This window comes from Pseudomonas sp. 20-5, assembly GCF_056782835.1.
Window position 1 is genome coordinate 865,473 of sequence record NZ_CM165584.1, and the last position, 25,705, is coordinate 891,177.

The 25,705-nt window shown below is 66.9% G+C and carries 23 protein-coding genes; 6 read left to right on the top strand and 17 right to left on the bottom strand.

Features of this window, described 5'->3' with window-relative positions:
• Window positions 1–5: 5 nt before the first annotated feature.
• From AC1RB9_RS04075 to AC1RB9_RS04090, 4 genes are all read right to left on the bottom strand, one after another.
• Window positions 6–1,262 carry an HlyD family secretion protein gene (locus tag AC1RB9_RS04075; RefSeq protein ID WP_003093492.1) on the bottom strand — a complete coding sequence of 419 codons (1,257 nt, stop codon included), beginning with the start codon at window positions 1,260–1,262 and terminating at the stop codon, window positions 6–8.
• Between the two features lie 96 nt (window positions 1,263–1,358).
• Window positions 1,359–1,658 (bottom strand): type I secretion effector TesG, encoded by a 300-nt coding sequence (gene tesG, locus AC1RB9_RS04080; RefSeq protein WP_003093484.1) that lies wholly within the window; start codon window positions 1,656–1,658, stop codon window positions 1,359–1,361.
• Between the two features lie 308 nt (window positions 1,659–1,966).
• Window positions 1,967–3,760, bottom strand: a complete 1,794-nt coding sequence (locus tag AC1RB9_RS04085; protein WP_003454247.1) for a cholesterol oxidase substrate-binding domain-containing protein — start codon at window positions 3,758–3,760, stop codon at window positions 1,967–1,969.
• 131 nt (window positions 3,761–3,891) lie between these two features.
• On the bottom strand, window positions 3,892–4,191 hold the full coding sequence (locus tag AC1RB9_RS04090; protein ID WP_003093477.1) for a hypothetical protein: 300 nt from the start codon (window positions 4,189–4,191) through the stop codon (window positions 3,892–3,894).
• A 758-nt stretch (window positions 4,192–4,949) separates the two neighbouring features.
• Between AC1RB9_RS04090 and tyrS the strand changes: the two genes are divergently transcribed.
• Entirely contained in the window at window positions 4,950–6,188 is a 1,239-nt protein-coding gene (gene tyrS, locus AC1RB9_RS04095) for a tyrosine--tRNA ligase (protein ID WP_003105684.1), read from the top strand.
• Window positions 6,189–6,216: 28 nt separating this feature from the next.
• On the opposite strand, the gene AC1RB9_RS04100 is transcribed toward tyrS, so the two are convergent.
• Window positions 6,217–7,473: an OprD family porin gene (locus tag AC1RB9_RS04100; RefSeq protein ID WP_003118192.1), complete on the bottom strand. Its 1,257-nt coding sequence runs from the start codon at window positions 7,471–7,473 to the stop codon at window positions 6,217–6,219.
• A 364-nt stretch (window positions 7,474–7,837) separates the two neighbouring features.
• Between AC1RB9_RS04100 and AC1RB9_RS04105 the strand changes: the two genes are divergently transcribed.
• Window positions 7,838–9,046 carry a Bcr/CflA family multidrug efflux MFS transporter gene (locus AC1RB9_RS04105; protein ID WP_003159295.1) on the top strand — a complete coding sequence of 403 codons (1,209 nt, stop codon included), beginning with the start codon at window positions 7,838–7,840 and terminating at the stop codon, window positions 9,044–9,046.
• Window positions 9,047–9,131: 85 nt separating this feature from the next.
• A complete protein-coding gene (hpaR, locus tag AC1RB9_RS04110) occupies window positions 9,132–9,554 on the top strand; it encodes a homoprotocatechuate degradation operon regulator HpaR (RefSeq protein WP_003093470.1) in 423 nt (140 codons plus the stop codon).
• Between the two features lie 15 nt (window positions 9,555–9,569).
• On the opposite strand, the gene AC1RB9_RS04115 is transcribed toward hpaR, so the two are convergent.
• The 4 genes from AC1RB9_RS04115 to ccoG form a co-directional block, all read right to left on the bottom strand.
• Window positions 9,570–9,812 carry a hypothetical protein gene (locus AC1RB9_RS04115; protein WP_003093468.1) on the bottom strand — a complete coding sequence of 81 codons (243 nt, stop codon included), beginning with the start codon at window positions 9,810–9,812 and terminating at the stop codon, window positions 9,570–9,572.
• Between the two features lie 83 nt (window positions 9,813–9,895).
• Window positions 9,896–11,323, bottom strand: a complete 1,428-nt coding sequence (gene ccoN / locus AC1RB9_RS04120; protein WP_003093467.1) for a cytochrome-c oxidase, cbb3-type subunit I — start codon at window positions 11,321–11,323, stop codon at window positions 9,896–9,898.
• A gap of 250 nt (window positions 11,324–11,573) precedes the next feature.
• Entirely contained in the window at window positions 11,574–12,989 is a 1,416-nt protein-coding gene (gene mapR, locus AC1RB9_RS04125) for a GntR family transcriptional regulator MpaR (protein ID WP_003101248.1), read from the bottom strand.
• A 97-nt stretch (window positions 12,990–13,086) separates the two neighbouring features.
• Window positions 13,087–14,808: a cytochrome c oxidase accessory protein CcoG gene (ccoG, locus tag AC1RB9_RS04130; protein ID WP_481864883.1), complete on the bottom strand. Its 1,722-nt coding sequence runs from the start codon at window positions 14,806–14,808 to the stop codon at window positions 13,087–13,089.
• Window positions 14,809–14,913: 105 nt separating this feature from the next.
• Between ccoG and AC1RB9_RS04135 the strand changes: the two genes are divergently transcribed.
• Both AC1RB9_RS04135 and AC1RB9_RS04140 read left to right on the top strand, forming a co-directional pair.
• Entirely contained in the window at window positions 14,914–16,587 is a 1,674-nt protein-coding gene (locus tag AC1RB9_RS04135; protein ID WP_003101256.1) for a nitrite/sulfite reductase, read from the top strand.
• On the top strand, window positions 16,584–17,072 hold the full coding sequence (locus AC1RB9_RS04140; protein ID WP_003093457.1) for a DUF934 domain-containing protein: 489 nt from the start codon (window positions 16,584–16,586) through the stop codon (window positions 17,070–17,072). Before AC1RB9_RS04135 ends, AC1RB9_RS04140 begins: the two co-directional genes overlap by 4 nt.
• 81 nt (window positions 17,073–17,153) lie before the next feature.
• On the opposite strand, the gene hpaI is transcribed toward AC1RB9_RS04140, so the two are convergent.
• From hpaI to AC1RB9_RS04180, 8 genes are all read right to left on the bottom strand, one after another.
• A complete protein-coding gene (gene hpaI / locus AC1RB9_RS04145; protein ID WP_003113007.1) occupies window positions 17,154–17,960 on the bottom strand; it encodes a 4-hydroxy-2-oxoheptanedioate aldolase in 807 nt (268 codons plus the stop codon).
• Between the two features lie 12 nt (window positions 17,961–17,972).
• Window positions 17,973–18,776 carry a 2-oxo-hept-4-ene-1,7-dioate hydratase gene (hpaH, locus tag AC1RB9_RS04150; protein WP_003101261.1) on the bottom strand — a complete coding sequence of 268 codons (804 nt, stop codon included), beginning with the start codon at window positions 18,774–18,776 and terminating at the stop codon, window positions 17,973–17,975.
• A 17-nt stretch (window positions 18,777–18,793) separates the two neighbouring features.
• Window positions 18,794–20,098, bottom strand: coding sequence for an MFS transporter (locus tag AC1RB9_RS04155; protein WP_003159297.1), 1,305 nt, complete (start codon window positions 20,096–20,098; stop codon window positions 18,794–18,796).
• A 92-nt stretch (window positions 20,099–20,190) separates the two neighbouring features.
• Window positions 20,191–20,583, bottom strand: a complete 393-nt coding sequence (locus AC1RB9_RS04160; RefSeq protein WP_003454246.1) for a 5-carboxymethyl-2-hydroxymuconate Delta-isomerase — start codon at window positions 20,581–20,583, stop codon at window positions 20,191–20,193.
• Between the two features lie 10 nt (window positions 20,584–20,593).
• Window positions 20,594–21,517: a 3,4-dihydroxyphenylacetate 2,3-dioxygenase gene (gene hpaD, locus AC1RB9_RS04165; protein WP_003093449.1), complete on the bottom strand. Its 924-nt coding sequence runs from the start codon at window positions 21,515–21,517 to the stop codon at window positions 20,594–20,596.
• 131 nt (window positions 21,518–21,648) lie between these two features.
• Window positions 21,649–23,109, bottom strand: a complete 1,461-nt coding sequence (gene hpaE / locus AC1RB9_RS04170; RefSeq protein ID WP_003110130.1) for a 5-carboxymethyl-2-hydroxymuconate semialdehyde dehydrogenase — start codon at window positions 23,107–23,109, stop codon at window positions 21,649–21,651.
• A complete protein-coding gene (locus AC1RB9_RS04175; RefSeq protein ID WP_003454245.1) occupies window positions 23,106–23,885 on the bottom strand; it encodes a fumarylacetoacetate hydrolase family protein in 780 nt (259 codons plus the stop codon). The genes hpaE and AC1RB9_RS04175 overlap by 4 nt, the downstream gene beginning before the upstream one ends.
• Before the next feature lie 10 nt (window positions 23,886–23,895).
• On the bottom strand, window positions 23,896–24,555 hold the full coding sequence (locus AC1RB9_RS04180; RefSeq protein ID WP_003093446.1) for a fumarylacetoacetate hydrolase family protein: 660 nt from the start codon (window positions 24,553–24,555) through the stop codon (window positions 23,896–23,898).
• Between the two features lie 219 nt (window positions 24,556–24,774).
• On the opposite strand from AC1RB9_RS04180, the gene hpaA reads away from it, so the two are divergent.
• Window positions 24,775–25,686: a 4-hydroxyphenylacetate catabolism regulatory protein HpaA gene (gene hpaA, locus AC1RB9_RS04185; RefSeq protein WP_003119091.1), complete on the top strand. Its 912-nt coding sequence runs from the start codon at window positions 24,775–24,777 to the stop codon at window positions 25,684–25,686.
• Window positions 25,687–25,705: the final 19 nt, after the last annotated feature.

Here is a 25,705-nt window from a genome sequence, read left to right on the forward strand (position 1 = left end):
CGTTCCTAGAGTTTGCCGGTCAGGCTGTAGAGCGGTTCCAGCACCCATTCGTAGAGGCGCCGGGTGTCCTGGAGGATGTCGGCGTCCAGCAGCATGCCGCTCTGCAGCGGACGCGGCTGGCCGTAGGCGGTCACCGCCTGGTCGTCGAGGGTTACCCGCAGCCGGTACAGCTGCTCGCCATCCTGGCCGAGCCCCGGTACGCCGCCGACCATGCTGGAAAGCTCGGCATAGGAGACGCTGGCGCGGGAGATCGACTGCACCTTGCCGTGGTACTGGCCGAACTTCTGGTACGGATAGGCCTGGTAGCGGATCAGCACCGCGTCGCCCGGCCGGATGAAACCGATGGACTTGCTCGGCGCGTAGAGTTCGGCCTGCAACGGGGTGTCGGCGGGAACGATGCTCAGCAGCGGACGCGAGCTGTCGACGGTCTGCCCGGCTTCGGCGAGCACGGCGGTGGCGATGCCGCTCTCCGGCGCGGTGACCAGCAAGGTGCGCTTGGCTTCGCTTTCGGCCAGGTCCTGCTCCACCGCGCTGAGCTGGCGGCGGGTTTCCGCGAGCTGGTTGGCCTGGCGCGCGGAAAGCCCGGCGAGTTCGTTGCGGCGCTCGGTCAACTGCTGCCGCAGCGACGTGCGTTCGCGCTCCAGGCCTTGCAGGGTCTGGCGCTGGCCGAGCAGCTCGGCCTGGCGCTGCTGCAACTGGTCCATGGAGATGTAGCCCTTGTCCATCAGCCCCTGGTAGCGCGCGGCGGCGTCGCTGGCCAGCGCCAGCAGGCGTTGCTGGCTGTCGGTCTGGGCGGCGAGGGTGGTCAGTTCGCGCTGCAGGCTGGCGACCTTGCTGGTCAGGCTGTCGCGCTCGTCGTCTTGCAGGCGGCGAAGCTTTTCCAGTTCGTCGCGCAGGGAGTCGCGGCGTTGTTCCAGGCGCCTGCTGATACCGGCCTGCACCGGGCCGGCATCGCTGCCGTAGCGTTCGCTGGAAAGCACCATCAGGCGCTCGCCGCGTCGTACCGCCTGGCCTTCCTGGACGAACTTGCGCAGCACGATGCCGGCCTGCGGCGCATGCACCTTGACCTGGCCGCTGGCGGGCACCAATTGGCCGCTGACGGTGCTGCGCTTGGTGTAGCTGCCGAACAGGAAGAAGCCCACCACCAGCAGCGCCATCGCCGCGGCCAGCAGGGTGAGAAAAGTGAAGGAGACCGGGCGGATCAGCACGATCTCGCCCAGGCCGCCGGCATGCTGGGCGTCGAGGGCTTCCTGGCGAAACATGGTGGCTGGATCCTGGATTCGAATAATACTTGCATGACACTCCGACACCCTTGCGAAAGTTCAAACGCATGAAGTGCCGGAGTGCGACTTTTCTAATTAGATGGTGGTGCGGCCTACATCACCGGGACCGAAGTTTTCCCGGTATTGGCCCAAGTAACCGACAGCCGTCTCTGCGTTGGTGAAGAGACCGACCGTGCCCCCGGCAATAGCGCCCATTGCGGTTGGCACGATCAGGCCGACCAACTGGGAAAGAGCGCCGAAGCCGAAGCCGCCGGCACCGCCCCATTTCCCGCCGATTGCCATGCCCGTCGCGGCGCCGTCGACGGCGCCTACGATCATGCCGGAAAGAGTTCCACCCGAAACGCAGGTGACTTCAATGTCATTGAGTTCTTTCATTTCATATATCTCCTTTAGGCTTCCCGTGAGTCTGGAAAGCCATTCGATGGTACTAATCCGAAAGAGTGGGATGAACTGCCAGGATTAGCGGTTTTTCATGGGCTCGATAATTCGTTTGACAATGAGTTTCAATATTCGGCGGATGAAGGTTTGCCACTCCGGGTAAACTTTGCGAATGATTAAGGCCGGTTCGTGCGACACCTCGATAAGACCTGTTGAACAAGTCAACGCCGTATCGAGGGCTCATTCATATCGGCTCCGGCCAACCGCTCTTCGTCCGAGTCAGTACGGCCTCGCATAGCGGCATTTCATGGCATCAGCCGGTCGAGCAGCGGCGAGCTGAACAGCCGATGCGGATCGGCTTCGTTCAACTGGCGCACCGCGCTGTCCCAATCGTTGTCTGCGACCAGGCCCTGGCGTAGCGACTGCGCCACCAACTGGTCGACCACCGTCGGCTCGTCCCAGGCGGCGGCGGGGCTGTAGCCCCAGCCCTTGCTCCACTCCACCCGCAGCGAGGCGTAGTCGCCGCTGAAGTGGTCGAACAGCCAGGCCTCGAACTCGTGGTAGAAGGCATTGGCCTGCGGGGTACCGGGCAGGCTGAGGATGTCCAGCCAGATCGCCGTGTCCCACTCCGGTTGGTCGGGGCGCGGACGGATCGCCGACAGGCTGGGCACCTGGGCGCCGGGAACGATCGACTCGCCGGGCTGGTCGAGCCCGCTGACGCGAATCTCCACCGGGCCGTTCATGGGGTAGTGGCCGTTGGCGCGGTAGGCGGCGACCATCGTCTGGTACTGCAGGTAGAACTCGTTGATCACCCGCTGCACGTCGCGACGCCGGGTCAGCACCGCGTAGCCGTTGGCGGTGACGCGCAGCGTGCTGGGCTTGATGTACAGCAGCAGGTCCTTGCTCCAGCCCCACAGGTCGTAGCCCAGGGTCAGCGCCATGCCGCCCACTACCAGGTCGTACTGCAGCTTGCCGAGCAGCGGGGTGAGTTCCGGGTGGCCGGTGTTGATCGCCGCCAGCAGGTCGGACAGCGCCTTGGGAATGTTGTCGGAGAAGGGGTAGTTGAACGGGCCGTTGACCGCGCGGGCGCCGAACGGGCAGCGCGGGGTCGGCGTCCAGACCTTCAGCCAGGGCTTGTCGGTGAAGGGGAACCAGATGGCCTCGGCGCGTCCGCTTTTCTGCAGGAAGCTGTCGAAGGTCCTTCCGCCGCTGCCGGCTGCGGCGAACATCTCGCTCGCCGGGATGTTCACGTAGCTCTGGCAGCGCATGCGCTTGTTGACCCCGGCCTGGAGGGTCGCCTCGACGATGAAGGCGCGTCCGAGGTGGACGAGGAACGGCGCGCAGGCCGGATCGTCGCGGCGGAAGGTCTTCAGCACGTATTTTCCGGCGGCGCCGTCCCAGACCACCGCGGTCAGCGCCACGATGCTGTTGCTCAGGGAGCCGTAGCTCTGCCCCGGCAGGCGGCTTTCGCCCTGCGCCGGGATGCCGGTGCCGTGGCCGTCGATGGCGAGCACCCCGCCGAGGGTCAGGTCGCCCGGCGCCGGCGTGGCGACGAAGCCGAGCTTGACCCGCTCCAGTTGTTTCAGCAGGGCTTCCATGGTGACGCCGGTCTGCGCGCTGAACAGGCCGAACTCGCCCTGGGCGTCGATCCGTACGCGGGTCAGGTAACGGCTGGTTTCCACCAGCACGATGCGGCTCTCGCAGTTCTCGCCGCCTTTCAGCAGCAGCGGGGACCAGTTGTGACCCATGCCGCGCGGGCGCACCTTGAAGCCGTTCTGCCAGGCCCAGTTGACCACCGCGAGAACCTCTTCGTTGGTGCGCGGGGCGCAGCTCCAGAGGTCGTCGGCGGCGATTTCCCCCGACCAGTTGCGGAACGCCCGCCGATAAAGTTCGAGGCCGGCCGGAAAGCCTGCCGGCGCCGGACAACTGCTGGCGGCGGCTTCGGCGGGCTGGATGACGAAGGCCGGGGTCCAGCCGGCCACCAGGCCGACCGCGCCGAGCGTGGCACTCTTGCCGAGGAAGCTGCGGCGCGACAGGCCGCCGGATTCCTGGTCGGGATCGCCGACGAAGGCGTCGGCGTGCTGGATGAGGTCGTGCATGGCGGTTCTCCTGATCGGGGCGCTGGTCGCCCCTTCCCGGTTGCCGGGTCCTAGGTCGCCGCCGGGGGCGTCCGGGTCTCCGGCGACGGTGGAGGCCCGCTCCGCGACGGGAGCGGGCCGAGGTCCTGGGATCAGGTCCACTCGGTGTCGTAGTGGTAATCGATGCGGCTGGTGTCGCCGCCGAGCAGGCCGCCGACCGCGGCGACGCCCTTGAACACGCCGTAGCCGAGGGTGTCGGCCAGTTGATGGATGGGGGTCAGGCCGACGGCGTTGAACACCTTGCCGACCGAAGAGATGACCGACGTGTTGAGCAGGTCGTTGGACACCTTGACCACATCGACGATGGCATCGCCGACGAAGCTGAAGAGTCCGGCGCCCGATACCTGGTCGATTTCATCGAAGCTCAGTTCCTGAAGTGTGGCGAGTTGCATGGCGCTATTCCTTCATCAATCAAGTTTTGAGCGATAGCCGGCCCTCTCGCATAAACATCGGTTTGCGAAGATAGAGTGACTATCGGTTGCCAGCCGCTCTGGAAAAGTACTTTGCCGGCTGGTCGCTGAAAATTACTGATCTGCCGGCGAGAGTGTCAATCTGGGAAGTTGATAGGGTGAACTTGGAATATCCATGCTAGGCAAATGACGCCGATATTCTGTCAGTGGAATTGGTCGATGTTTTTTCGAATGCCGCGATAAGCATCTGGATATTGCTGATCCATTGATATTCGTGGGTACTGGGAAGCGGTTCGCTATTTTTACGAGATGATGCGCCAATCCAGAAAAGTATCGAATTATTGCTTTCGGAAAAAATTCAACTGCCTTGCTGATAGGTTTCTTCCGGTCGAGTTATTGAAGTCCATGTCCGGTCTTGCGTTGTTTTTCAAAGTAGAGAAACCGGCGCCATAAATTTGTGCGGATAACTGGCGGGCAAACTTTCCCAGGCTGCGCTTCTGTTGCGGGGAAGTGCTTCGGTTCGTGTCGAGGCGCTTTCCAGTCTTGACAGCCCGGCACAGGCGCGTAGAGTGCCGCGCATGAATCGTGCAGCCCTGACCTTCAAGCGCTATTACGCCTATCTGCTCCCTCATTGAGGCGGTAGATGCGTCGCTGCATTCCCGAACCGCCCGAGGCGGCGGTCCGGTGAACTCCCTCCCAACCTGTCTCCTCGGGCATCCACCGTGCCAAAGGAGATACCCGTGTCCGTCCCGACCCATCAGCAAGACCTGATCGCCCTGCTCGAAGAGCGTGGCTTCGTCCACCAGTGCACCGACCGCGACGGCCTCGCCGCGCACCTGGCCGCCGGTCCGGCAACCGCCTACCTGGGCTTCGACGCCACCGCCGACAGCCTGCACGTCGGCCACCTGCAGGGCCTGATGCTGATGCGCTGGCTACAGAAGGCCGGGCACCGCCCGTTGCTGCTGATCGGTGGCGCGACCACCCGGATCGGCGATCCGAGCTTCCGCGATTCGAGCCGGCCGATCCTCACCGAGGCGCAGATCCAGGCCAATATCGACGGCATCGCCCGGGTTTTCTCGCGCTACGTCGAACTGCACGACGACAGCCTGGTGAACAACGCCGAATGGCTGGACGGCGTCGGCTACCTGGAGTTCCTCGACCGGGTCGGCCGGCACTTCTCGATCAACCGCCTGCTGACCTTCGACGCCATCAGGCAGCGCCTGGACCGCGAGCATTCGCTGTCGTTCCTCGAGTTCGGCTACACCCTGCTGCAGGCCTACGATTTCGTCGAACTGTCGCGCCGGCGCGGCTGCACCCTGCAACTCGGCGGCGCCGACCAGTGGGCGAACATCATCAACGGCGTGGAGCTGTCGCGACGCCAGGGCGGCGCCCAGCTGTTCGGCCTGACCATGCCGCTGCTGGCCACCAGTGACGGGCGCAAGATGGGCAAGTCGGCGCAGGGTGCGGTATGGCTCAACGCCGAGCGCCTGGCGCCGTTCGACTTCTGGCAGTTCTGGCGCAACTGCGATGATCGCGACGTCGGTCGCTTCCTCGCCCTGTTCAGCGAACTGCCGATGGATGAGGTGCGCCGCCTGGGCGCCTTGCAGGGCGCCGAGCTGAACGAAGCGAAGGTGGTCCTGGCCAATGCCGCCACCGCCCTGGCGCACGGCGAGCACGCCGCGCGATCCGCCGCCGATGCCGCGCGCGGGGTGTTCGCCGACGGTACGCGGGACAGCGGCCTGCCGGTGATGAAGCTATCCCGCGCGCGCCTGGCGCAGGGACTGTCGCTGACCGACCTGCTGCTGGAACACGCGATCCAGCCCTCCCGCAGCGCGGTCCGCCGCCTCGCCGCCGGCGGCGGCCTGCGCCTGGACGGCACGCCGGTCAGCGATCCGGACGCGCCGCTGGCGGGCGAGGTCGACGGGCTGCGCTTGAGCCTGGGCAAGAAGCAGCATTTGCACCTGCGACTCGAGGATTGAGGTGCCTGCGGCCCCAAGGGGCCGCGCTTCACCAGAGCTTTAGCGTGTAATTGACGATGAAGCGGTTCTCGTCCAGGTCCGCACCGTAGCGGCTGCGGTAGGTGATGTTGCGCCATTTCAAGGCGACGCTCTTCAGCGGTCCGCTCTGGATCACGTAGGACAGGTCGGTGTTGCGCTCCCATTCGCTGTCGTCGGCACGGCCGGCGCCGCGGTCGATGTCGCGGCCCTGTACATAGCGGGTCATGAGGTTCAGGCCGGGCAGGCCGAGGCCGGCGAAGTCGTAGTCGTAGCGCAGTTGCCAGGATTTCTCCTGCGGTCGGGTGAAGGTCTGGTAGGCCATGAGGTTGGCCACGTAGGGCGTGGTGTAGCCGTTGAGCACCGGAAAGGCGTCGTTGCCGATCATCTTCTGGACACCGATGCCGAAGGCGTGGGCGCCGGCGCGCAGGGTGAGCATGGCGTTGAGGTTGCGATTGTCCACCGGCCCGGAGATCGCCGCGCCGTCTTCGCCGCTGTCGAAGTAGCGCAGGTCGCTGCGCAGCGACAGCCCTTCGCCCAGCGGCAGGGTGTGCAGCAGGCCGAGATAGTGCTGCCGGTAGATGTCCTTGAGCTGGCCGTAGTAATAGCTGGCGCTGAGCCGAGGGGTGAAGGCGTAGGTCGCGCCGGCGAGATTGAACTCGTCGCTGGCGTGGGCCTTGTCGCGGCCCATGATGTACATGTCGTCGCTGCCGGCCGACTCGCGAGTGCGCGACTTCCACAATTGCCCCGCGGTGAGGGTGAGACCCTCGATCTCGCTGGAGGTCAGCAGCGCGCCGTCGAAGGTCTGCGGCAACAGGCGCACGTCGTCGCGGAACGCCACCGGCAGTTGCGGCATGAGGATGCCGACCTGTAGCTGGGTCTGCGAATAGCGCAGCTTGGCGGTCAGGCCGAGGTGACTGTAGTCGTCCACCGGCTCCTTCGAATTCGCTCCGAACGGCAGCGTGCCATCGTTGCTACGCCCGCGTCCCGAGTCGAGCTTGACGCCGAGCAGCCCGGTAGCATCCAGGCCGAAGCCGAGCGGGCCGTCGGTGAAACCGGATTGCAGGCGCAGGACGAAGCCCTGCGACCAGTTGCCGGCCTGCGATTGGGGCGCATCGTGCTGGCGGTAGTCGCGCAACTGGTAGAAGTTGCGGAGGTCGAGGTGGGCGCTGCTGTCCGCGAGGAATTCCGCTTGCGCGGCGAGGGGCAGGAGGCCGAGGCCAAGCGCATAGCTGCGCCAGGCGCACGGGCGGGGGCATGCCGTGATCATCGATTCTTCCCTTGGTTGTTGTTCTTGTAGGTATGGGTGACGCCGATTGCACGGTGAGTTTTAGCATATTGTTAACTTGTTAATGAAGTGTTGGCGATCCTCCCGGAAGCTTCGCTAGCCTCTGCCCCTTTCCATGCTCATCGAGCATTGACGGTAAGGCGCTGGAGAGCGAAGCCAGCCTGGAATCTTTCGCCTTCTGCGCATTTGGTTAATCTGTTAACGTTGTCGGCCCGCGAAAGGAGCCAGGCCCGCGCGCTGCCAGGGTGAACGAGGTCGCGGCGCGAGGATTTCCCGGACGGCGAACTTGCATCCGCGTGCACGGCGGTGTCGTCTGGACCGAAAGGCGAAGAAGAGGAGGGCGAGCGTGCCTGCGAGTGCATCGAGGATTCAGGTCGGAAGCGGCGAACGACGCCTGTTGCTGCTGTTGTCGGCGCTGGTGGCGTTCGGCCCGCTGTCGATCGACATGTACCTGCCGAGCCTGCCGGCGATCGCCGCCGATCTCGGCGCCAGCGATGCCCAGGTGCAGCGGAGCATCAGCGGCTTCCTGGTCGGCTTCTGCGTCGGCATGCTGTTCTACGGCCCCTTGTCCGACCGTTTCGGCCGGCGCCCGGTGCTGCTGGCCGGTATCGCCTTGTACCTGTTCAGCAGCCTGGCCTGCGCGCTGGCCGACAGCGCGGGGCAACTGGTCCTGCTGAGGGTGCTCCAGGCCCTCGGCGGCGGCGCCGCGTCGGTGCTGGCGCGGGCCATGGTGCGCGACCTCTATCCGTTGGGCGAGGCCGCCCGGATGCTGGCATTGATGCACATGGTGACCATGCTGGCACCGCTGGCCGCGCCGCTGCTCGGCGGCTACCTGATGCTCTGGGCCGGCTGGCGCGCGTTGTTCGTGGTCCTGGCGCTGTTCGCCGGGCTCTGCCTGCTGGCGGTCTGGCGGGTCGCCGAAAGCCACCCGCCGGAGCGCCGCGGCGGCAGCCTGGCCCAGGCCTTTCTCGCCTATGGGCGGCTGCTCGGCGACCGTCGCGCGCTGGGCTACGTGCTGTGCATGGGGCTGGCGTTCGCCGGGATGTTCGCCTACATCAGCGCCGCGCCCTTCGTGTTCATCGAGCATTTCGGCGTGCGCGCGGAGCGCTTCGGCTGGTTCTTCGGCCTGAACATCCTCGGCGTGATGCTCGCCACCTGGTGCAGCGCGCGCCTGGTGCGCCGCCACGGTCCGCGGCCGCTGCTGCGGGCCGGCAGCCTGCTGGCCTGCGTGTCCGGGCTGTTCCTCCTCGGCTATGCGGCGCTCGGCGAGCGGGGCGGGTTGTGGGCGCTGGTGCCCGGCCTGCTGTGCTTCGTCAGCGTCACCGGCCTGCTCGGCGCCAACTGCATCGCCAGCCTGCTGGCGTTGTATCCCGGACAGGCCGGGGCGGCTTCGGCGGTGGCGGTGTCCGGGCAGTTCGGCCTCGGCTGCCTGGCCAGCCTGGCGGTCGGCTGGCTGGCGCTGCCCGGCGTGCTGCCGATGGCGCTGGTGATGGCCGTCTGCGGCGTCGGCAGCCTGCTCGCGCTGGGCTTGGCCCTGCACGGCGGAAACCGTTGATTTCCTTCTGCATACCCGCATGCAGCCTGTGTTTTTTCCGCTACTCTTCTGCACTTTCGAAACCAGTCATCCAAGCTCGGACCCTATGTCAACGCCAAGACCCTCCCTGACCCTGACCCTGTTGCAGGCTCGCGAAGCCGCGATGAGTTTCTTCCGCCCCTCCCTCAACCAGCACGGCCTCACCGAGCAGCAGTGGCGGGTGATCCGCATCCTGCGCCAGCAGGGCGAGATGGAGAGCTACCAGTTGGCCAACCAGGCCTGCATCCTGCGCCCGAGCATGACCGGCGTGCTGGCGCGCCTGGAGCGCGACGGCATCGTCCGGCGCTGGAAGGCGCCCAAGGACCAGCGGCGGGTCTACGTGAACCTGACGGAAAAGGGCCAGCAGTGCTTCGTCTCCATGAGCGGCGACATGGAGAAGAACTACCAGCGCATCCAGGAGCGGTTCGGCGAGGAAAAGCTCGCGCAGTTGCTGGAACTGCTCAACGAGCTGAAGAAGATAAAGCCCTGAAGCGACTGGCCGGCGTCATGCCGGCCAATTCTTGTCCCAGTGCCGGCAGTCGCCCTGGCAGCGACCGGGACAGCCGCAGCCGGTGCGGCTCCTGCCGGTTTCCCGCTCGACCCGGCGGGCCACCTCCTCGTCGTCGGCGAACGGCAGCATGCTCGCCTGGTCCAGGGTCTTGGCGTGGCGCAGGCTCCAATGCACGCCGAAGAACAGCACGGCGACCGCCAGCAGCTCCAGCAGGATCTCGCTCCAGCTGAATTCCATGATGATTCTCCTCGTCGGCTGTCGAGCCTTGCCCGCAGCGTGGCGGGCGAGGCTCGGGAAGGGAAGGGACGCGCTGTCGCGGCTCAGGCCATGCGGGCCGCCGCGAGGATTCCTTCCGGGCGCGCCTGGCGTACCGTGCGCCAGGTGTTGTAGCTCATCAGCAGCATGCCGGTGAGGAAGAACCCGCCACCGACCAGGCGCACGATGAAGCCCGGATGGCTGGCCACCAGCGACTCGACGAAGGAGTAGGTCAGCGTGCCGTCCTCGTTGACCGCGCGCCACATCAGGCCCTGGGTAATGCCGTTGACCCACAGCGAGGCGATGTACAGCACGGTGCCGATGGTGGCCAGCCAGAAGTGCGCATTGATCAGGCCGACGCTGTGCATCTTCTCGACCCCGTAGACCTTGGGAATCAGGTGGTAGAGCGAGCCGATGGTGATCATCGCGACCCAGCCGAGGGCGCCGGCGTGGACGTGGCCGATGGTCCAGTCGGTGTAGTGGGAGAGGGCGTTGACGGTCTTGATCGCCATCATCGGGCCTTCGAAGGTGGACATGCCGTAGAACGCCAGGGACACCACCAGGAAGCGCAGTATCGGGTCGTCGCGCAGCTTATGCCAGGCCCCGGAGAGGGTCATCATGCCGTTGATCATGCCGCCCCAGCTCGGCGCCAGGAGGATCAGCGACATCACCATGCCCAGCGACTGCGCCCAGTCCGGCAGCGCGGTGTAGTGCAGGTGGTGCGGGCCGGCCCAGATGTACAGGGTGATCAGCGCCCAGAAGTGGACGATGGACAGCCGGTAGGAGTAGACCGGGCGCCCGGCTTGCTTGGGCACGAAGTAGTACATCATGCCGAGGAAGCCGGTGGTCAGGAAGAAGCCTACGGCGTTGTGCCCGTACCACCACTGGACCATGGCATCGGTGGCGCCGGAGTACATCGAGTAGGACTTGAACCAGCTCACCGGCAGCGACATGTGGTTGACGATGTGCAGCATCGCGGTGGTCAGGATGAACGAGCCGAAGAACCAGTTGCCGACATAGATGTGCTTGACCTTGCGCTTGATCAGGGTGCCGAAGAACACCACCGCGTAGGCGACCCAGACGATCGCCAGCCAGATCGCGCCGGTGAACTCGATCTCGGCGTATTCCTTGGTGGTGGTGTTGCCCAGCGGCAGGCTGACCAGCAGGATCACCGCCACCGCCTGCCAGCCCCAGAAGGTGAAGGCGGCCAGGGTGTCGGAGAACAGTCGCACCTGGCAGGTACGCTGCACCGTGTAGTAGCTGGTGGCGAACAGCGCGCAGCCGCCGAAGGCGAAGATCACCAGGTTGGTATGCAGCGGCCGCAGGCGGCCGAAGCTGGTCCAGGGCAGGTCGAAGTTCATCTGGGGCCAGACCAGTTGCGAGGCGATCAGTACGCCCAACCCCATGCCGATCACGCCCCATACCACGGTCATGATGGCGAACTGGCGAACCACCTTGTAGTTGTAGGCAGGTTCCGTCGTTGCTTTGTTCATCTGTACAGTCCCGAAAGAAATGAACAGCCGGCGACCGCCGTCGAGGGGGGAGACGGGGCGCCGGCCGGAGCCTGCAATCTAAGGGCTGGGGCGGGGGTAAAACAGCTTCAGGTCGATATGGAATTTGGGTATCAGATGGGGCGGGGGAAGGCGTTCGTGCAGGGCGGCGGGGGGGACGCGAGCCGATCATGGCGGATGACCGCGCGCGGTTATCCGCCCTACGCCGGGGTGGCTTTCCGTCTGCGGGGCGTCATCCCGCCAGCGACTGGGCGATCCGCCCGAGTGTCTCCATCGCCTTCTCCTGCCGCGCGCTCCACGGGTGCCCGTAGTTGAGCCGGGCGCAATGGGCGAAGCGGCGGGTGGCGGAGAAGATCGGCCCCGGGGCGAGGCTGATGCCCTGGGCCAGGGCCAGTTGGAACAGGCGCAGCGAGTCGACCGCCTCGGGCAACTCCAGCCAGAGGAAGTAGCCGCCGCTGGGACGGCTGACCCGGGTCTGCTCGGGGAAGTAACGCGCCACCGCCGCGAGCATGGCGTTCTGCTGGGTCTCCAGGGCGTAGCGCAGCTTGCGCAGGTGGCGGTCGTAGCCGCCGTGCTGGAGATAGTCGGCGATGGCCGCCTGGGCCGGGATCGACGCCGACAGGCTGGTCATCAGCTTCAGTCGCTCGATCTGCTCGGCGTAGCGTCCGCCGGCCACCCAGCCGACCCGGTAGCCCGGCGCCAGGCTCTTGGAGAAGGAACTGCAGTGCATCACCAGGCCTTCCTGGTCGTAGGCCTTGACCGGTTTCGGCGCCTGCTGGCCGAAGTACAGCTCGGCGTAGACGTCATCCTCGATCATCGGCACCTGGTGGCGCGCCAGCAGCTCGGCGAGGGCGCGTTTCTTCTCGTCGTCCATGCTCGCGCCCATCGGGTTCTGGAAGTTGCTCATGAACCAGCAGGCCTTGATCGGCAGGCGCTCCAGGCTGTCGGCGAGCACTTCCAGGTCGATGCCTTCGCGCGGATGCACGGGGATTTCCACCGCCTTCAGCTTCAACCGTTCCAGCACCTGCAGGGTGGCGTAGAACGCCGGCGCCTCGATGGCCACCAGGTCGCCGGGACGGGTGACCACCTGCAGGCAGAGGTTGAGTGCCTCCAGCGCGCCGTTGCTGATGACCAGTTCTTCCACCGGCAGCAGCAGGCCGCCGACCATGTAGCGCAGGGCGATCTGCCGGCGCAGGCCATGGTTGCCCGGCGTCATGTCGGCGACCACCGACTGCGGGTCCATGTCGCGCACCGCGTGGGCCATCGAGCGCGCCAGGCGCGGCAGGGGAAACAGTTGCGGGCTGGGGAACGCCGAGCCGAAGGGCACGGTGTCCGGGTCCTTGATCGAACTGAGTACGGAGAACACCAGCTCGCTGACGTCGACCTCGGTGGCGTCGGCCTGGCGCGGGCTGATCTCCGGTTCCGGCAGCGGCCGCTGCACGTGCTGGCAGACGAAGTAGCCGGAGCGTGCGCGGGCCATGATCAGCCCACGGCTTTCCAGCAGGTAGTAGGCCTGGAACACGGTGGAAGCGCTGACCCCGTAGGTACGACTGGCGTGCCGTACCGAGGGCACCTTCTGCCCGGGGGCGAGGACGCCGGTGCGGATCAGCTCGGCAATCTCGTCGGCGAATTTCTCGTAGCGCTTCATCTTGTCCTGGCCGCTGTCCTGGCTGGCCGTGGGCACGGCCGCTGGCGCCCACTCTATGCGCGCCGGGACCGTGTTGTCATGCCTCATCGCGGCCTCCTCAGCGCGCCGGCGAAACGAAGGTGCTGGTGCTGCCGACCGCCAGGCTCGGGTCGTCGATGCCGCGCAGGCTGAACGCCAGCGGTTGCGAGCCGGCCCTGGCGCGTTCGGCGGTAGAGGCCACCGACACCGGGAAGTCGAGGATCTCGCCGGGCTTCAGGCTCAGGGTGTGCTCGCCCTGCAGGCGGAACTCCGGCGCGTCGTCGAGTTGCAGGCGATAGCGCTGCGGCTGCTGGGTCTTGTTGATGACCTTGAGGGTGTAGATGTTCTCGATCTGCCCGGCGGCGTTCTCGCGGAACAGCCCACGGTCGCGGGTCACGTCCAGCGAGGCCAGCGGGCGGGCATCAAGGGCGACGACGAAGGCGCCGATCATCGCCAGCATCACCGCCGCGTAGCCGACCAGGCGTGGACGCAGGAAGCGGGTCTGGCCACCTTCCAGGGCGCGTTCCGAGGTGTAGCGCACCAGGCCGCGTTCATAGCCCATCTTGTCCATGATCGAGTCGCAGGCGTCGACGCAGGCGGCGCAGCCGATGCAGGCGATCTGCAGGCCGTCGCGGATGTCGATGCCGGTGGGGCAGACCTGCACGCACTGCTGGCAGTCGATGCAGTCGCCGAGCCCCTGGGCGCGCGGATCGCTGCCTTTCTTGCGGGCGCCGCGGGACTCGCCGCGGGCGGCATCGTAGGACACGATCAGGGTGTCCTTGTCGAACATCACGCTCTGGAAGCGCGAGTAGGGGCACATGTGGATGCACACCTGCTCGCGCAGCCAGCCGGCGTTGACATAGGTGGCGGCGGTGAAGAACAGCACCCAGAACAGGCTTTCCAGGTCCAGCTGGAAGCTGAACAGGTCGGCCACCAGCGGCCGCACCGGAGTGAAGTAGCCGATGAAGGTGATCGCCGTGACCAGGCTCACACCCAGCCACAGCGCGTGCTTGGCCGTTTTGCGCAAGAGCTTGGCGGTGCTCGCCGGACCCTGGTCGAGCTTGATCCGCGCATTGCGGTCGCCCTCGGTGACCTTCTCGCACCACATGAACACCCAGGTCCACACGCTCTGCGGGCAGGTATAGCCGCACCAGACGCGGCCGGCGAACACGGTGATGAAGAACAGGCCGAAGGCGGCGATGATCAGCAGCGCCGAGAGCAGGATGAAGTCCTGCGGCCAGAAGGTCGCGCCGAAAATGTAGAACTTGCGTTCGGGCAGGTCCCAGAGCACCGCCTGGCGGCCGTTCCAGTTCAGCCACAGGGTGCCGAAGAACAGCAGGAACAGCAGGCCGCCGCCGAGGCGGCGGAAGTTGCGGAACAGACCGGTGAAGCTGCGGGTGTAGATCGGGCCGTTCACCGCCGACGGCAGCTTGCCGGGCGCGGGCGGCTGTTTCGACGGAGCGGCCGGTGCGGCGGGCTCGACCTGGATCGCGGGAATTCTTTCGCTCATTTTTCGTAGGCCCATCAGGCTGGAGAGGCGGTTGCGACTATAGGAACCGGCTGATGGGCGAAACAGCGGCAGATCGAGCGGGAAAAACCGTATCAGATGCCTCCGGAAAGCAGCGGCCCAGCATTGCCGCGGGTTGCCGGGCGACCTCGGGCAGTACAGATATGCGCCCCGTGGCAACCGGTCGCAGGCGGCACGAATTCGCCGCCGTCGGCCATCTGATGTGTTTTTTTCGGCGGAATCTGCCGCTGTTTCGCTGTCTGTACGCGGGCGATAGTGGGTGCCAGTGAACACCGGCCCATCCTGTCGCCAGAAACAGGGGCGCAGCCGGTCCCCGGTTTCTTCGCCACGCACCCTGCCCGTCATCGGTGGAGAAACCCTGTCGATGAGGGCTTTGCGATGTACCAGTACGACGAATACGACCAGGCGCTGGTGAGCGAGCGGGTGGCGCAGTTCCGCGACCAGATCGCCCGCCGCCTCGACGGCGAACTGAGCGAGGAGGAGTTCCTCCCGCTGCGCCTGCAGAACGGCCTGTACCTGCAGAAGCACGCCTACATGCTGCGCGTGGCGATTCCCTACGGCACCCTCTCGTCGCCGCAACTGCGCGCCTTGGCGCACGTCGCCCGGCACTACGACCGCGGCTACGGGCATTTCACCACGCGGCAGAACATCCAGTTCAACTGGATCGAACTGGAGCAGGTCGGCGATATCCTCGAACACCTCGCCGGCGCGCAGATGCATGCGATCCAGACCTCCGGCAACTGCGTGCGCAACATCACCACCGAAGCCTTCGCCGGGGTCGCCGCGGACGAATGGACCGACCCCCGGCCGCTGGCCGAGATCCTGCGCCAGTGGTCGACGGTGAACCCGGAGTTCCTGTTCCTCCCGCGCAAGTTCAAGATCGCCCTCAGTTCGGCGGTGGAAGACCGCGCCGCGGTGCAGATGCACGACATCGGCCTGTACCTTTACCGCCACCCCGACGCCGGCGAGTTGCGCCTGCGGGTCCTGGTCGGCGGCGGCCTGGGACGCACGCCGATGCTCGGCCAGGTGATCCGCGACGACCTGCCCTGGCAGCACCTGTTGTCCTACGTCGAGGCGATCCTGCGGGTCTACAACCGCTACGGCCGGCGCGACAACAAGTACAAGGCGCGGATCAAGATCCTGGTCAAGGCGCTGGGCATCGAGGCTTTCGCCCGCGAGGTGGAGGAAGAGTGGCAGCACCTGCGCGACGGCCCGGCGCAACTGACTGCCGAGGAGTGCCAGCGGGTCGCCGAGCGCTTCGTATTGCCGCGCTACCTGCCGCCGGCCGGCGGCGAGCTGGCCTACGGCAGCGCCCGTGCGGCCGATCCGGCCTTCGCCCGCTGGGCCTCGCGCAACGTCCAGGCGCACAAGGTGCCGGGCTACGCCTCGGTGGTGCTGTCGACCAAGCCCGGCGCCAGCGCGCCGCCGGGCGACGTCACCGCGGAGCAGATGGAACGCGTCGCCGACTGGGCCGAGCGCTACGGTTTCGGCGAGATCCGTGTGGCCCACGAACAGAACCTGGTGCTCCCCGACGTGCGCCTGGAGAACCTCCACGCGCTGTGGCGCGAGGCCTGCGCAGCCGGCCTCGGCACGCCTAACCAAGGCCTGCTCAGCGACATCATCGCCTGTCCCGGCGGCGACTACTGCGCGCTGGCCAACGCCAAGTCGATCCCCATCGCCCAGGGTATCCAGCAGCGCTTCGAGGACCTCGACCACCTGCACGACATCGGCGAGCTTAGCCTGAACATCTCCGGCTGCATGAACGCCTGCGGCCACCACCACATCGGCAACATCGGCATCCTCGGCGTCGACAAGAACGGCAGCGAGTGGTACCAGGTCACCCTCGGCGGCGCCCAGGGCAAGGACAGCGCGCTGGGCAAGGTGATCGGGCCATCGTTCAGCGCTGCCGAGGTGCCGGCGGTGATCGAACGGATCGTCGAAACCTTCACCGACCTGCGGGTCGGCCCGGAACGTTTCATCGACACCTTCAACCGGGTCGGCCTGGAGCCGTTCAAGGCCCGGGTCTACGCCAGGATGGAGGAACCGGCATGAACAACCTGATCCGTTTGCGCGATGGCGTCGCCGAGGTCTGCCGCGACGATCCCTGGCAACTCCTGCGCGAGTTGCCCGACGCGCTGCCGCCGGGGCCGTTGCTGCTGCCTCTGGCGGCCTGGCTGGAGCGCCGCGGCGAGGCCGGAGCCGCCGCGCCCTGGCTGGCGCCGGACGATGAGGTGGAGGCCTTGCTGCCGCACTTCGCCGAGCTGCCGCTGATCGCCGTCGACTTCCCCAGCTTCCGCGACGGTCGTGGCTACAGCCTGGCCTACCTGCTGCGCGTGCGCCTGGGGTGGAGCGGCGAGTTGCGCGCAGTGGGCGACGTGTTGCGCGACCAGCTCAGCCATATGCGCCAGTGCGGCTTCGATGCCTTCGCGGTGCGCGAGGACAAGAACGTCGAGGATGCGCTCAAGGGGCTGGCGGGCTTGAGCGTGCTCTACGGCCGCTCGGCGATCGAGCCGCGACCGTTGTTCCGCCGACGCTAGGCATACGCCCCCGGACCGACGCCGATACCTGCCGCAACGCCGACCTGGCCCCTCTCCCGCAGCGGGAGCGGGGCGCACCCCTCAGCCGTAGACCGAGGAACTGGCGGACGGCGCCGGCGCGCCGCCCTTGAAGCGCCCCGCCAGCTCGCGCAGCGAACGCATCAGCAGGCTGGTGTCCACGCCCACCGCGACGAACGCGCAGCCCAGCTCCAGGTAGCGCCGCGCCAGTGTCTCGTCGGCGGAGAGGATGCCGGCGGCCTTGCCGGCCGTGCGGATGCGGTGGATGGCGTCCTCTATGGCCGCCTGCACCTCGGGATGGCCTGGATTGCCGCGATGGCCCATGGCTGCGCTGAGGTCGGCCGGACCGATGAACACGCCGTCGACGCCCTCGACGGCGGCGATCGCGTCGAGGTTGGCCAGGCCCTCCAGGTTTTCCACCTGGACCAGCAGGCACATCTGCTCGTCGGCGTGGTTCAGGTACTCCGCCACGCTGTTCCAGCGCGAGGCCCGGGCCAGCGCACTGCCGACCCCGCGTACGCCCGCCGGCGGATAGCGCACGGCGCGCACCAGCCCTTCGGCCTGGGCGGCGCTGTCGACCATCGGTACCAGCAGGGTCTGCGCGCCGATGTCGAGCAATTGCTTGATCAGCGCAGTGTCGCCCTGCACCGGGCGGATCACCGGCTGGCCGGGGTAGGGCGCCAGCGCCTGCAACTGGCCGAGCAGGCTGCGCAGGTCGTTGGGCGCGTGCTCGCCGTCCAGCAGCAGCCAGTCGAAGCCGGCGTTGGCGGCCAGCTCCGCGCAGTAGGGATCGGCCAGGCCGAGCCACAGGCCGATCTGCGCCTCGCCGCTGCGCAGGCGTTGCTTGAAGCGATTGACGGGCAGGTCCATGGAAATGCCTCCTCAGACGAAACGGCAGGAGATGCTGCCGAGCAGGTCGTAGTCGACGTGGAAGGTGTCCCCCGGCGCGGCCGCCACCGGGCGGGTGAAGGAGCCGCCGAGGATCACCTGGCCGGCCTCCAGGCAGACGCCGTAGGGCGCCAGCTTGTTGGCCAGCCAGGCGACGCCCTTGGCCGGGTGGTTGAGCACCGCGGCGGAGACGCCAGACTCCTCGATCACGCCATTGCGGTAGAGGATCGCCGGTACCCGCCGCAGGTCGATATCGCCTGGCCGCACGGCCCGGCCGCCCATCACCACGCCGGCGTTGGCGGCGTTGTCGGAGATGGTGTCGAAGACCTTGCGCGTGACTTTCGTTTGCGGGTCGACCTGCTGGATGCGCGCATCGATGATTTCCAGCGCCGGGATCACCCACTCGGTGGCCTCGAGCACGTCGAACAGGGTGCAGCCCGGTCCCTTCAGCGGCTTGCCGAGGATGAACGCCAGCTCCACCTCGACCCGCGGCACGATGAAGCGCTGGAAGGGGATGTCGCTGCCCTCCTCGAAGAACATGTCGTCGAGCAAGGCGCCGTAGTCCGGCTCGCTGATGTTCGACGAGACCTGCATGGCGCGCGAGGTCAGGCCGATCTTGTGGCCCTTGAGCACGCGCCCGTCGGCGATCTTGCGCTCGACCCAGGCGCGCTGGATGGCGTAGGCGTCCTCGATGGCGATGTCCGGGTAGTCGAGGGAGAACTGCCTTACCTGCTGGCGCGAGCGTTCGGCGGCGTCGAGGCGGTTGGCGGCTTCCTGGATCAGACGGGGATCGAGCATGGTCGGGGTCTCTCGGTTCAGCGTGGGTTGACCACGGCGGCGGGGGTCCGCAGGACCAGGCCGGCGCCGAGGGCGATGAGGATGGCCAGCAGGTACAGGGCCAGGCTGGCGCTCTGGGTGGTGTCGCGCATCCAGCCGATCAGGTAGGGCGCGAGGAAGGCGGCGATGCTGCCGAAGGAACTGATCAGGGCGATTCCGGCGGCCAGGGTGGCGCTGGAAAGGAAGGCCGGCGGCAGTTGCCAGAACATCGGCAGGGCGGCGCTGGCGCCCATCCCGGCGATCACCAGGCCGCCCATCACCAGCCAGGCGCTGGTCGGTGCCAGGGCCGCCAGGCTGAGCCCGGCGGCGGCCATCAGCAACGGAATGCCCAGGTGCCAGCGGCGCTCGCGCAGGCGGTCGGAGGAACGGCCGATGAAGATCATGAAGGCGCAGCCGGCGAGATAGGGCACCGCGCTGAGCATGCCGATGCGGCTGTCCTGGGCGATGCCGGCGCCGTGGATCAGGCTCGGCATCCAGAACGCGATGGTGTTCACCGCCAGCATCACCGCGAAATAGATCGCCACCAGCAGCCACACCTGCGGATTGCTGAAGATGCCGGAGAAGGAGGTGATGGTCTTGCGCTGCTCCTCGCCGGCCAGTTCCTCGCGCAGCAGGTGCTTCTGCTCGTCGCTGAGCCACGCCACCCGTTCGAAGCTTTCCGGCAGCGAGCACCAGACCACCACGCCGAGCAACACAACCGGCAGGCCTTCGATCAGGAACATCCACTGCCAGCCGCGCAGTCCGAGGGCGTCATGGAAGCCTTCTAGGATCCAGCCCGAAAGCGGTCCGCCGATCACCCCGGCCATGGGCACGGCGATGGCGAACAGAGCGGTGATCTGCCCGCGTCGGCGCGCCGGGAACCAACGGTTCAGGTAGACCAGGATTCCGGGGAAGAAGCCGGCCTCGGCGACCCCCAGGAGAAAGCGCAGCAGGTAGAAGCCGCGTGCGGTCTCCACCAGCAGCATGGCGGTGGAGAGACAGCCCCAGACCAGCATCAGGCAGGCGATCCAGCGGCGCGGGCCGATCCGTTCCAGCATCAGGTTGCTGGGCAGGCCGAACAGCGCATAGGCGATGAAGAATAGCCCGGCGCCGAGACCGTAGACGGTGTCGCTGAAGTGCAGGTCGGCGCTCATCTGCAACTTGGCGAAACCGATGTTGATGCGGTCCAGATGGGCGAAGACGTAGCACACCAGCAGCAGCGGCATCAGCCGCCAGGTGACGCGGTCGTGGGTGCTGTCGCTGAGAGGCAGGGTGGTGCTGTTCAGGGTGCTGGCTGTGCTCATGATCTTGTACTTTTTGTGAGCGCCCGGACGTCCCGGCGACCTGTCGGTGGCCGGGAGGCGAGCTGGGTGAGTGCAGCGTTATGGCGGGCTGGTCAGTCCGCCGGGTTGTTCAGGAATTCATGCACGTTGTTGCGCTTGTAGTTCAGCTCCGCGTCCAGTTCGGTGAGTTCGAAGGACAGCGCCATCAGGCGTCGCGCCTGGAGCTCGGCGAAGTGCGCGGTGATCACCTCGAAAAGTGCCTCGGCGACTTGCCGGCGAGTCTCCAGGTCGCGACCGGCGCCGACTTTCAGGGTCATGTGGACGAAGGCGTAGTCGTGCCTGCCGTCGGCCATGCGCCAGGTGTCCAGGCGCACGCCGCGGCTGCGGATGCCGCCGAGCGGGAAAACGCCGCTGGCGCCGAGGCAGGCGTGGACCTTCTCGAACAGGCCGGGCAGGTCGGCTTCGGCTTCGATGTTGTCGGTGTATTCGGCGATGAAGTGCGGCATGGTGGCGTCCTCAGAGGCGGCTGGCGCAACTGGCGCCGGCCGGGTTGCCGGCCTGGGCGGCGGGGATCGCCGAGCCGTCCTGGGCGGTGACCGGGAATACCGCGTTGATCTGCCCGGTGCCGGAGGAGCCGAAGTAGGGCGTCACGACCTCCGCCTTGCCGTCGTAGGCCGACCAGCCGAGGGCGCCGAGGAGCATCGCGGTGTCGTGCATGAAGCCTTCGCCATGGCCCTTGGAGGCGTACTCGGGGAGCATCCCGCAGAACTCGGCCCAGCGGCCCTCCTGCCACATCTGCACGACTTCATGATCGAGAACCTCGAGGAACGGGCTCCAGATGCGGTCGGAGAAGTCCGGCGCCTGGCCGTTCTGGGCGAAGCGGTGGGACAGCGAGCCGCTGGCGAGGAACGCCACCGTGCCGTCGTAGTGCTCTTCCACCGCCTTGCGCATGGCCCAGCCCAGGCGCGCGCTGTCGTTCAGGTAATGCACGGTGCACAGGGCGGAGACCGAGACCACCTTGAAGTGGCGGTCCTGGTTCATGTAGCGCATCGGTACCAGGGTGCCGTACTCCGGGCCGAGGGTGGTGGCGTCGTGGGCCAGGGTCTCCACGCCGAGCGCGTTGCAGCCCTCGGCGAGGATGCGGCCCAGCTCCGGGTTGCCGGGGAAGCCGTACTCCATGTTGGCGATGAAGTGCGGCAACTCGTTGCTGGTGTAGAGCCCCTCGAAGTGCGGCGCGCAGTTGATGTGGTAGCCGGCGTTGACCAGCCAGTGGGTGTCGAACACCACGATGGTGTCGACCCCCAGTTCGCGGCAGCGCCGGCCGATCTCGCGGTGCCCGTCGATCGCCGGCTGGCGGCAGCCGTGGCGCGGGCCGGGCAGCTCGGACAGGTACAGCGAGGGTACGTGGGTGATCTTGGCAGCCAGAGCGACTTTGCCCATGACGATTCTCCTGGTGGCCCGTTGGGCCTGGCAGCGGGCGCGGCCGTTGGCGGCTGGCCCGGATTCTTCTGATTGTGTCTGCACGCCGGCGCTGCTGGCGGCCTCGGGCGGCCGCTCTGCACGAGCGCGCCCTACACGCCCCAGCGGGGGATGTGATGGCTGCCCATGGATATACACACGTTCTTGATCTCGGCGAATACCTCGAAGCTGTATTCCCCGCCTTCGCGTCCGGTGCCCGAGGCCTTCACCCCGCCGAACGGCTGGCGCAGGTCGCGCACGTTCTGGCTGTTGATGAAGACCATCCCGGCCTCGATGCCGCGTGCCAGGCGATGGGCCTTGCCGATGTCCTGGGTCCAGATGTAGGAGGCCAGGCCGTATTCCACGTCGTTGGCCAGGCGCAGCGCCTCGGCTTCGTCCTTGAACGGGATCAGGCAGACCACCGGGCCGAAGATCTCCTCCTGGGCGATGCGCATGCGGTTGTCCACGTCGGCGAACACCGTGGGCTGGATGAACTGCCCCTTGCTCAGGTGCGCCGGCAGGCCGGCCGGACGCTCCAGGCCGCCGGCCACCAGGGTGGCGCCTTCCTCGAGGCCGATGCGGATGTAGCCGGTGACCTTGTCGTAGTGGGCCTGGGTGATCATCGAGCCGACCTGGGTCTTCGGGTCCTGCGGATCGCCGACGATCAGGCGCCTGGCGCGTGCGGCGAACTCGGCGACGAACTGCGGGTAGACGCTTTCCTGGACGAAGATGCGACTGCCGGCGGTGCAGCGCTCGCCGTTCAGCGAGAAGATGGTGAACAGAGCGGCGTCCAGCGCCCGCTCGAGGTCGGCGTCTTCGAAGACCAGCACCGGCGACTTGCCGCCCAGTTCCATCGAGTATTTCTTGATCCCGGCCGCCTCCATGATCCGTCGCCCGGTGGCGGTGCCGCCGGTGAAGGACACCGCGCGCACGTCGCGGTGGCGAACCAGCGCGTCGCCGGCGCTGGCGCCGTAGCCCTGGACCACGTTGAACACCCCCGGCGGAATGCCCGCCTCGTGCACCAGGCGGCCCAGCTCGTTGGCGGTCAGCGGCGACAGCTCGGACATCTTCAGCACCGCCGTGTTGCCCAGCGCCAGGCACGGCGCGGTCTTCCAGGTGGCGGTCATGAACGGTACGTTCCACGGCGAGACCAGGCCGCAGACGCCCACCGGCTGGTACAGGGTGTAGTTGAGCATCTGGTCGTCGACCGGATAGCTGTGCCCGTTCATCCGCGTGCAGACTTCGGCGAAGAACTCGAAGTTGTGCGAGGCGCGCGGGATCAGTACGTTCTTCGTCTGGTGGATCGGCAGGCCGGTGTCGAGGGTCTCAAGTTCCGCCAGGTGCGGCACGTTCCGGTCGATCAGCTCGCCGAGCCGGCGCATCAGGCGCGCGCGCTCCTTGGCCGGGGTATTGGCCCATTTCGGGAAGGCTTCGCGGGCCGCCGCCACCGCCGCGTCGATTTCCGCCGCGCCGCCGCTGGCAACCTCGCCGATCAGCTCGCCGGTGGCCGGGTTGTAGTTCTCGAAGACGTCTTTGCTTTCGACCTCGCGGCCATTGATCCAGTGTTTGATCATTCTGCGTGCTCCTGTGCGCGGGCGCGGAAGAATTCGGCCTCGCTGACGATTCGGTTGACCAGGCGACCGACGCCTTCCACCTCCACCACCACTTCGTCGCCGGGGACCACGTCGGACAGGCCTTCCGGGGTGCCGGTGGCGATCATGTCGCCCGGCTGCAGGGTCATGAAGCTGGAGAAGTATTCGATCAGGTAGGGAATGTCGAAGATCATGTCCGCGGTGCTGCCTTCCTGGCGCAGCTCGCCGTTGACCCAGGTGCGCAGGACCAGCCGGTTCGGCTCGGGAACCTCGGCCGCGTCGACGATCCACGGCCCCACCGGGGTGGTGGCGTCGCGGTTCTTCACCCGCAGGTTGGGCCGGTAGTAGTTCTCCAGGTAGTCGCGGATCGCGTAGTCGTTGCACACCGTGTAGCCGGCCAGGTAGCCGAGGGTGTCCTCGCGGCGGACGTTGCGCGCCGGCTTGCCGATCACCGCCACCAGTTCGCACTCGTAGTGCATGTAGTCGACGTTGTCCGGACGCCAGCTGACCTGGCGGTGGCCGGTGTAGGTGCCCGGCGACTTGATGAACGCCAGCGGTTCGCTGGGCGCCTTGAACGACAGTTCGGCGGCATGGTCGGCGTAGTTCAGGCCGAGGGCGAACATGCTCCCGGTGGCCGGCGGCAGCCACTCCACCCGGTCCTCGGCGAGCAGGGTGCCGTCGGCCAGGCGGACGGCGTTGGCGTCTTCCACGGTGACCTGGTGAACCCGGCCCTGGTAGCGGATGCGTGCGTGTTTCATGGTCGGTTCCTCATTCCGCGACGATGCTGTTGGCGAGGCGGCCGAGGCCGTCGATCTCGACCTCGACGCGGTCGCCGGGATGCACGTCGACGCGCCCTTCGGGGGTGCCGGTGATCAGCACGTCGCCGGCGTGCAGGGTCATGAACTCGCTGATCTCGGCGATCAGCCGCGGGATGTCGCGCACCAGGTTGGCGGTGTTGTTGCGTTGGCGCAGTTCGCCGTTGACGTACAGCTTCAGCTCCAGCGCATGGGGATCGGCGATCTCTTGCGCCGGCACCAGTTGCGGACCGAACGGGCAGAAGCCGTCGCGGCACTTGGCTTTCACCGCCGGACGGTAGTAGCTGTCTTCCGGCAGGCTGAACTCGTTGACGATCACGTAGCCGGCGACATGCGCCATGGCCTCTTCCTCCTTCACCCGGCTGGCGTCGCGAGCGATCACCACGCCCAGCGCCGGGCCCGGTTGCAGGCGCTCGACGCCGCGCGGGAAGAGCACCGGGGCGTCGTGCTCGTTGCGGGTATTCGGTGTCTTGATGAACAACACCGGCTTCACTGGCGGCTTCTGGTAGGGCGGCTGCTGGAACTCCGGCAGGCGGCTGTCGAGCAGGCCCTTGTAGTTCAGCGCGACGCCGAACAGGGTGCCGGCGGCGACGTCATTCAGTGCGCGGCTCATTGTGGTGGTGTCTCCTGGCGCGATAAGCGAACGGCGAGGGGGCCGTCCTGGCGAAAACTCGTTAATGTGTTAACGTTATATTTAACATGTTAATGATCGTCAACCCCGGTTGCTGCGCCATTCGTCCCGGGGAGGTGGCAAGAGGCGCCGTCTGCGGTATACGGATGCCCGCGACGGCTTGCGTGCGCAGCCGGGAAGAACAACAAAGAGAAGATCGCCATGCCAGAGCGCCAGCCGATCCCCAACATCAACATCGGGCAGGTCTACGACCAGCGCTATGCCGACGCCGAGGTGCACTACGATGCGCTGGGCAACCTGGCCGGATTCTTCGGTCGCAACATGCCGGTGCACCGGCACGACCGTTTCTTCCAGGTGCACTACGTGAAGAACGGCGCGGTGCGGGTCTATCTCGACGAGCGCCAGTACCTGGAGTCGGGGCCGATGTTCTTCCTCACCCCGCCGACCGTGCCGCACGCCTTCGTCACCGAGGCGGACGCCGATGGCCATGTGCTGACCGTGCGCCAGCAACTGGTGTGGAGCCTCACCGAGGCCGAGCCGGGCCTGGCGCCCGGCCCGCAGGTGGCGCCGGCCTGCGTGGCGCTGGGCAACCTGGAGGGCGGCGCGGCCGAGGAGGCGGCGCGCCTGGCGCTGCTCTTCGAGCAGTTGCGCAGCGAGTCGATGGCCAGCCGTCCCGGCCGCCAGCAGATGCTGCTGGCGCTGACCCGCCTGGTCATGATCAGCCTGCTGCGTCTCTCGGCCAATTCGGTGGCTGCGCGGCCGATGCGCCACGAAGACCTGCAGATCTTCCAGCGCTTCAACGCGCTGATCGAGGAGCGCTATGCCGAGCACTGGCCGCTGTCGCTCTACGCCAGCCGCATCGGCGTCACCGAGGCGCGCCTCAACGACGTCTGCCGGCGCATCGCCGACCTGCCGTCGAAGCGCCTGGTGTACGAACGGCTTATGCAGGAGTCCAAGCGCCTGCTGCTGTTCACCGGCGGCTCGGTGAACGAGATCTGCTACCAGCTCGGCTTCAAGGACCCGGCCTACTTCAGTCGTTTCTTCGTGCGTTACGCGGGGCTCACCCCCAGCGCTTACCGCCAGCGACAGGCCGACGGGGAGTCCCGTCGCTGAGCGGGTGGGCGGGTATACT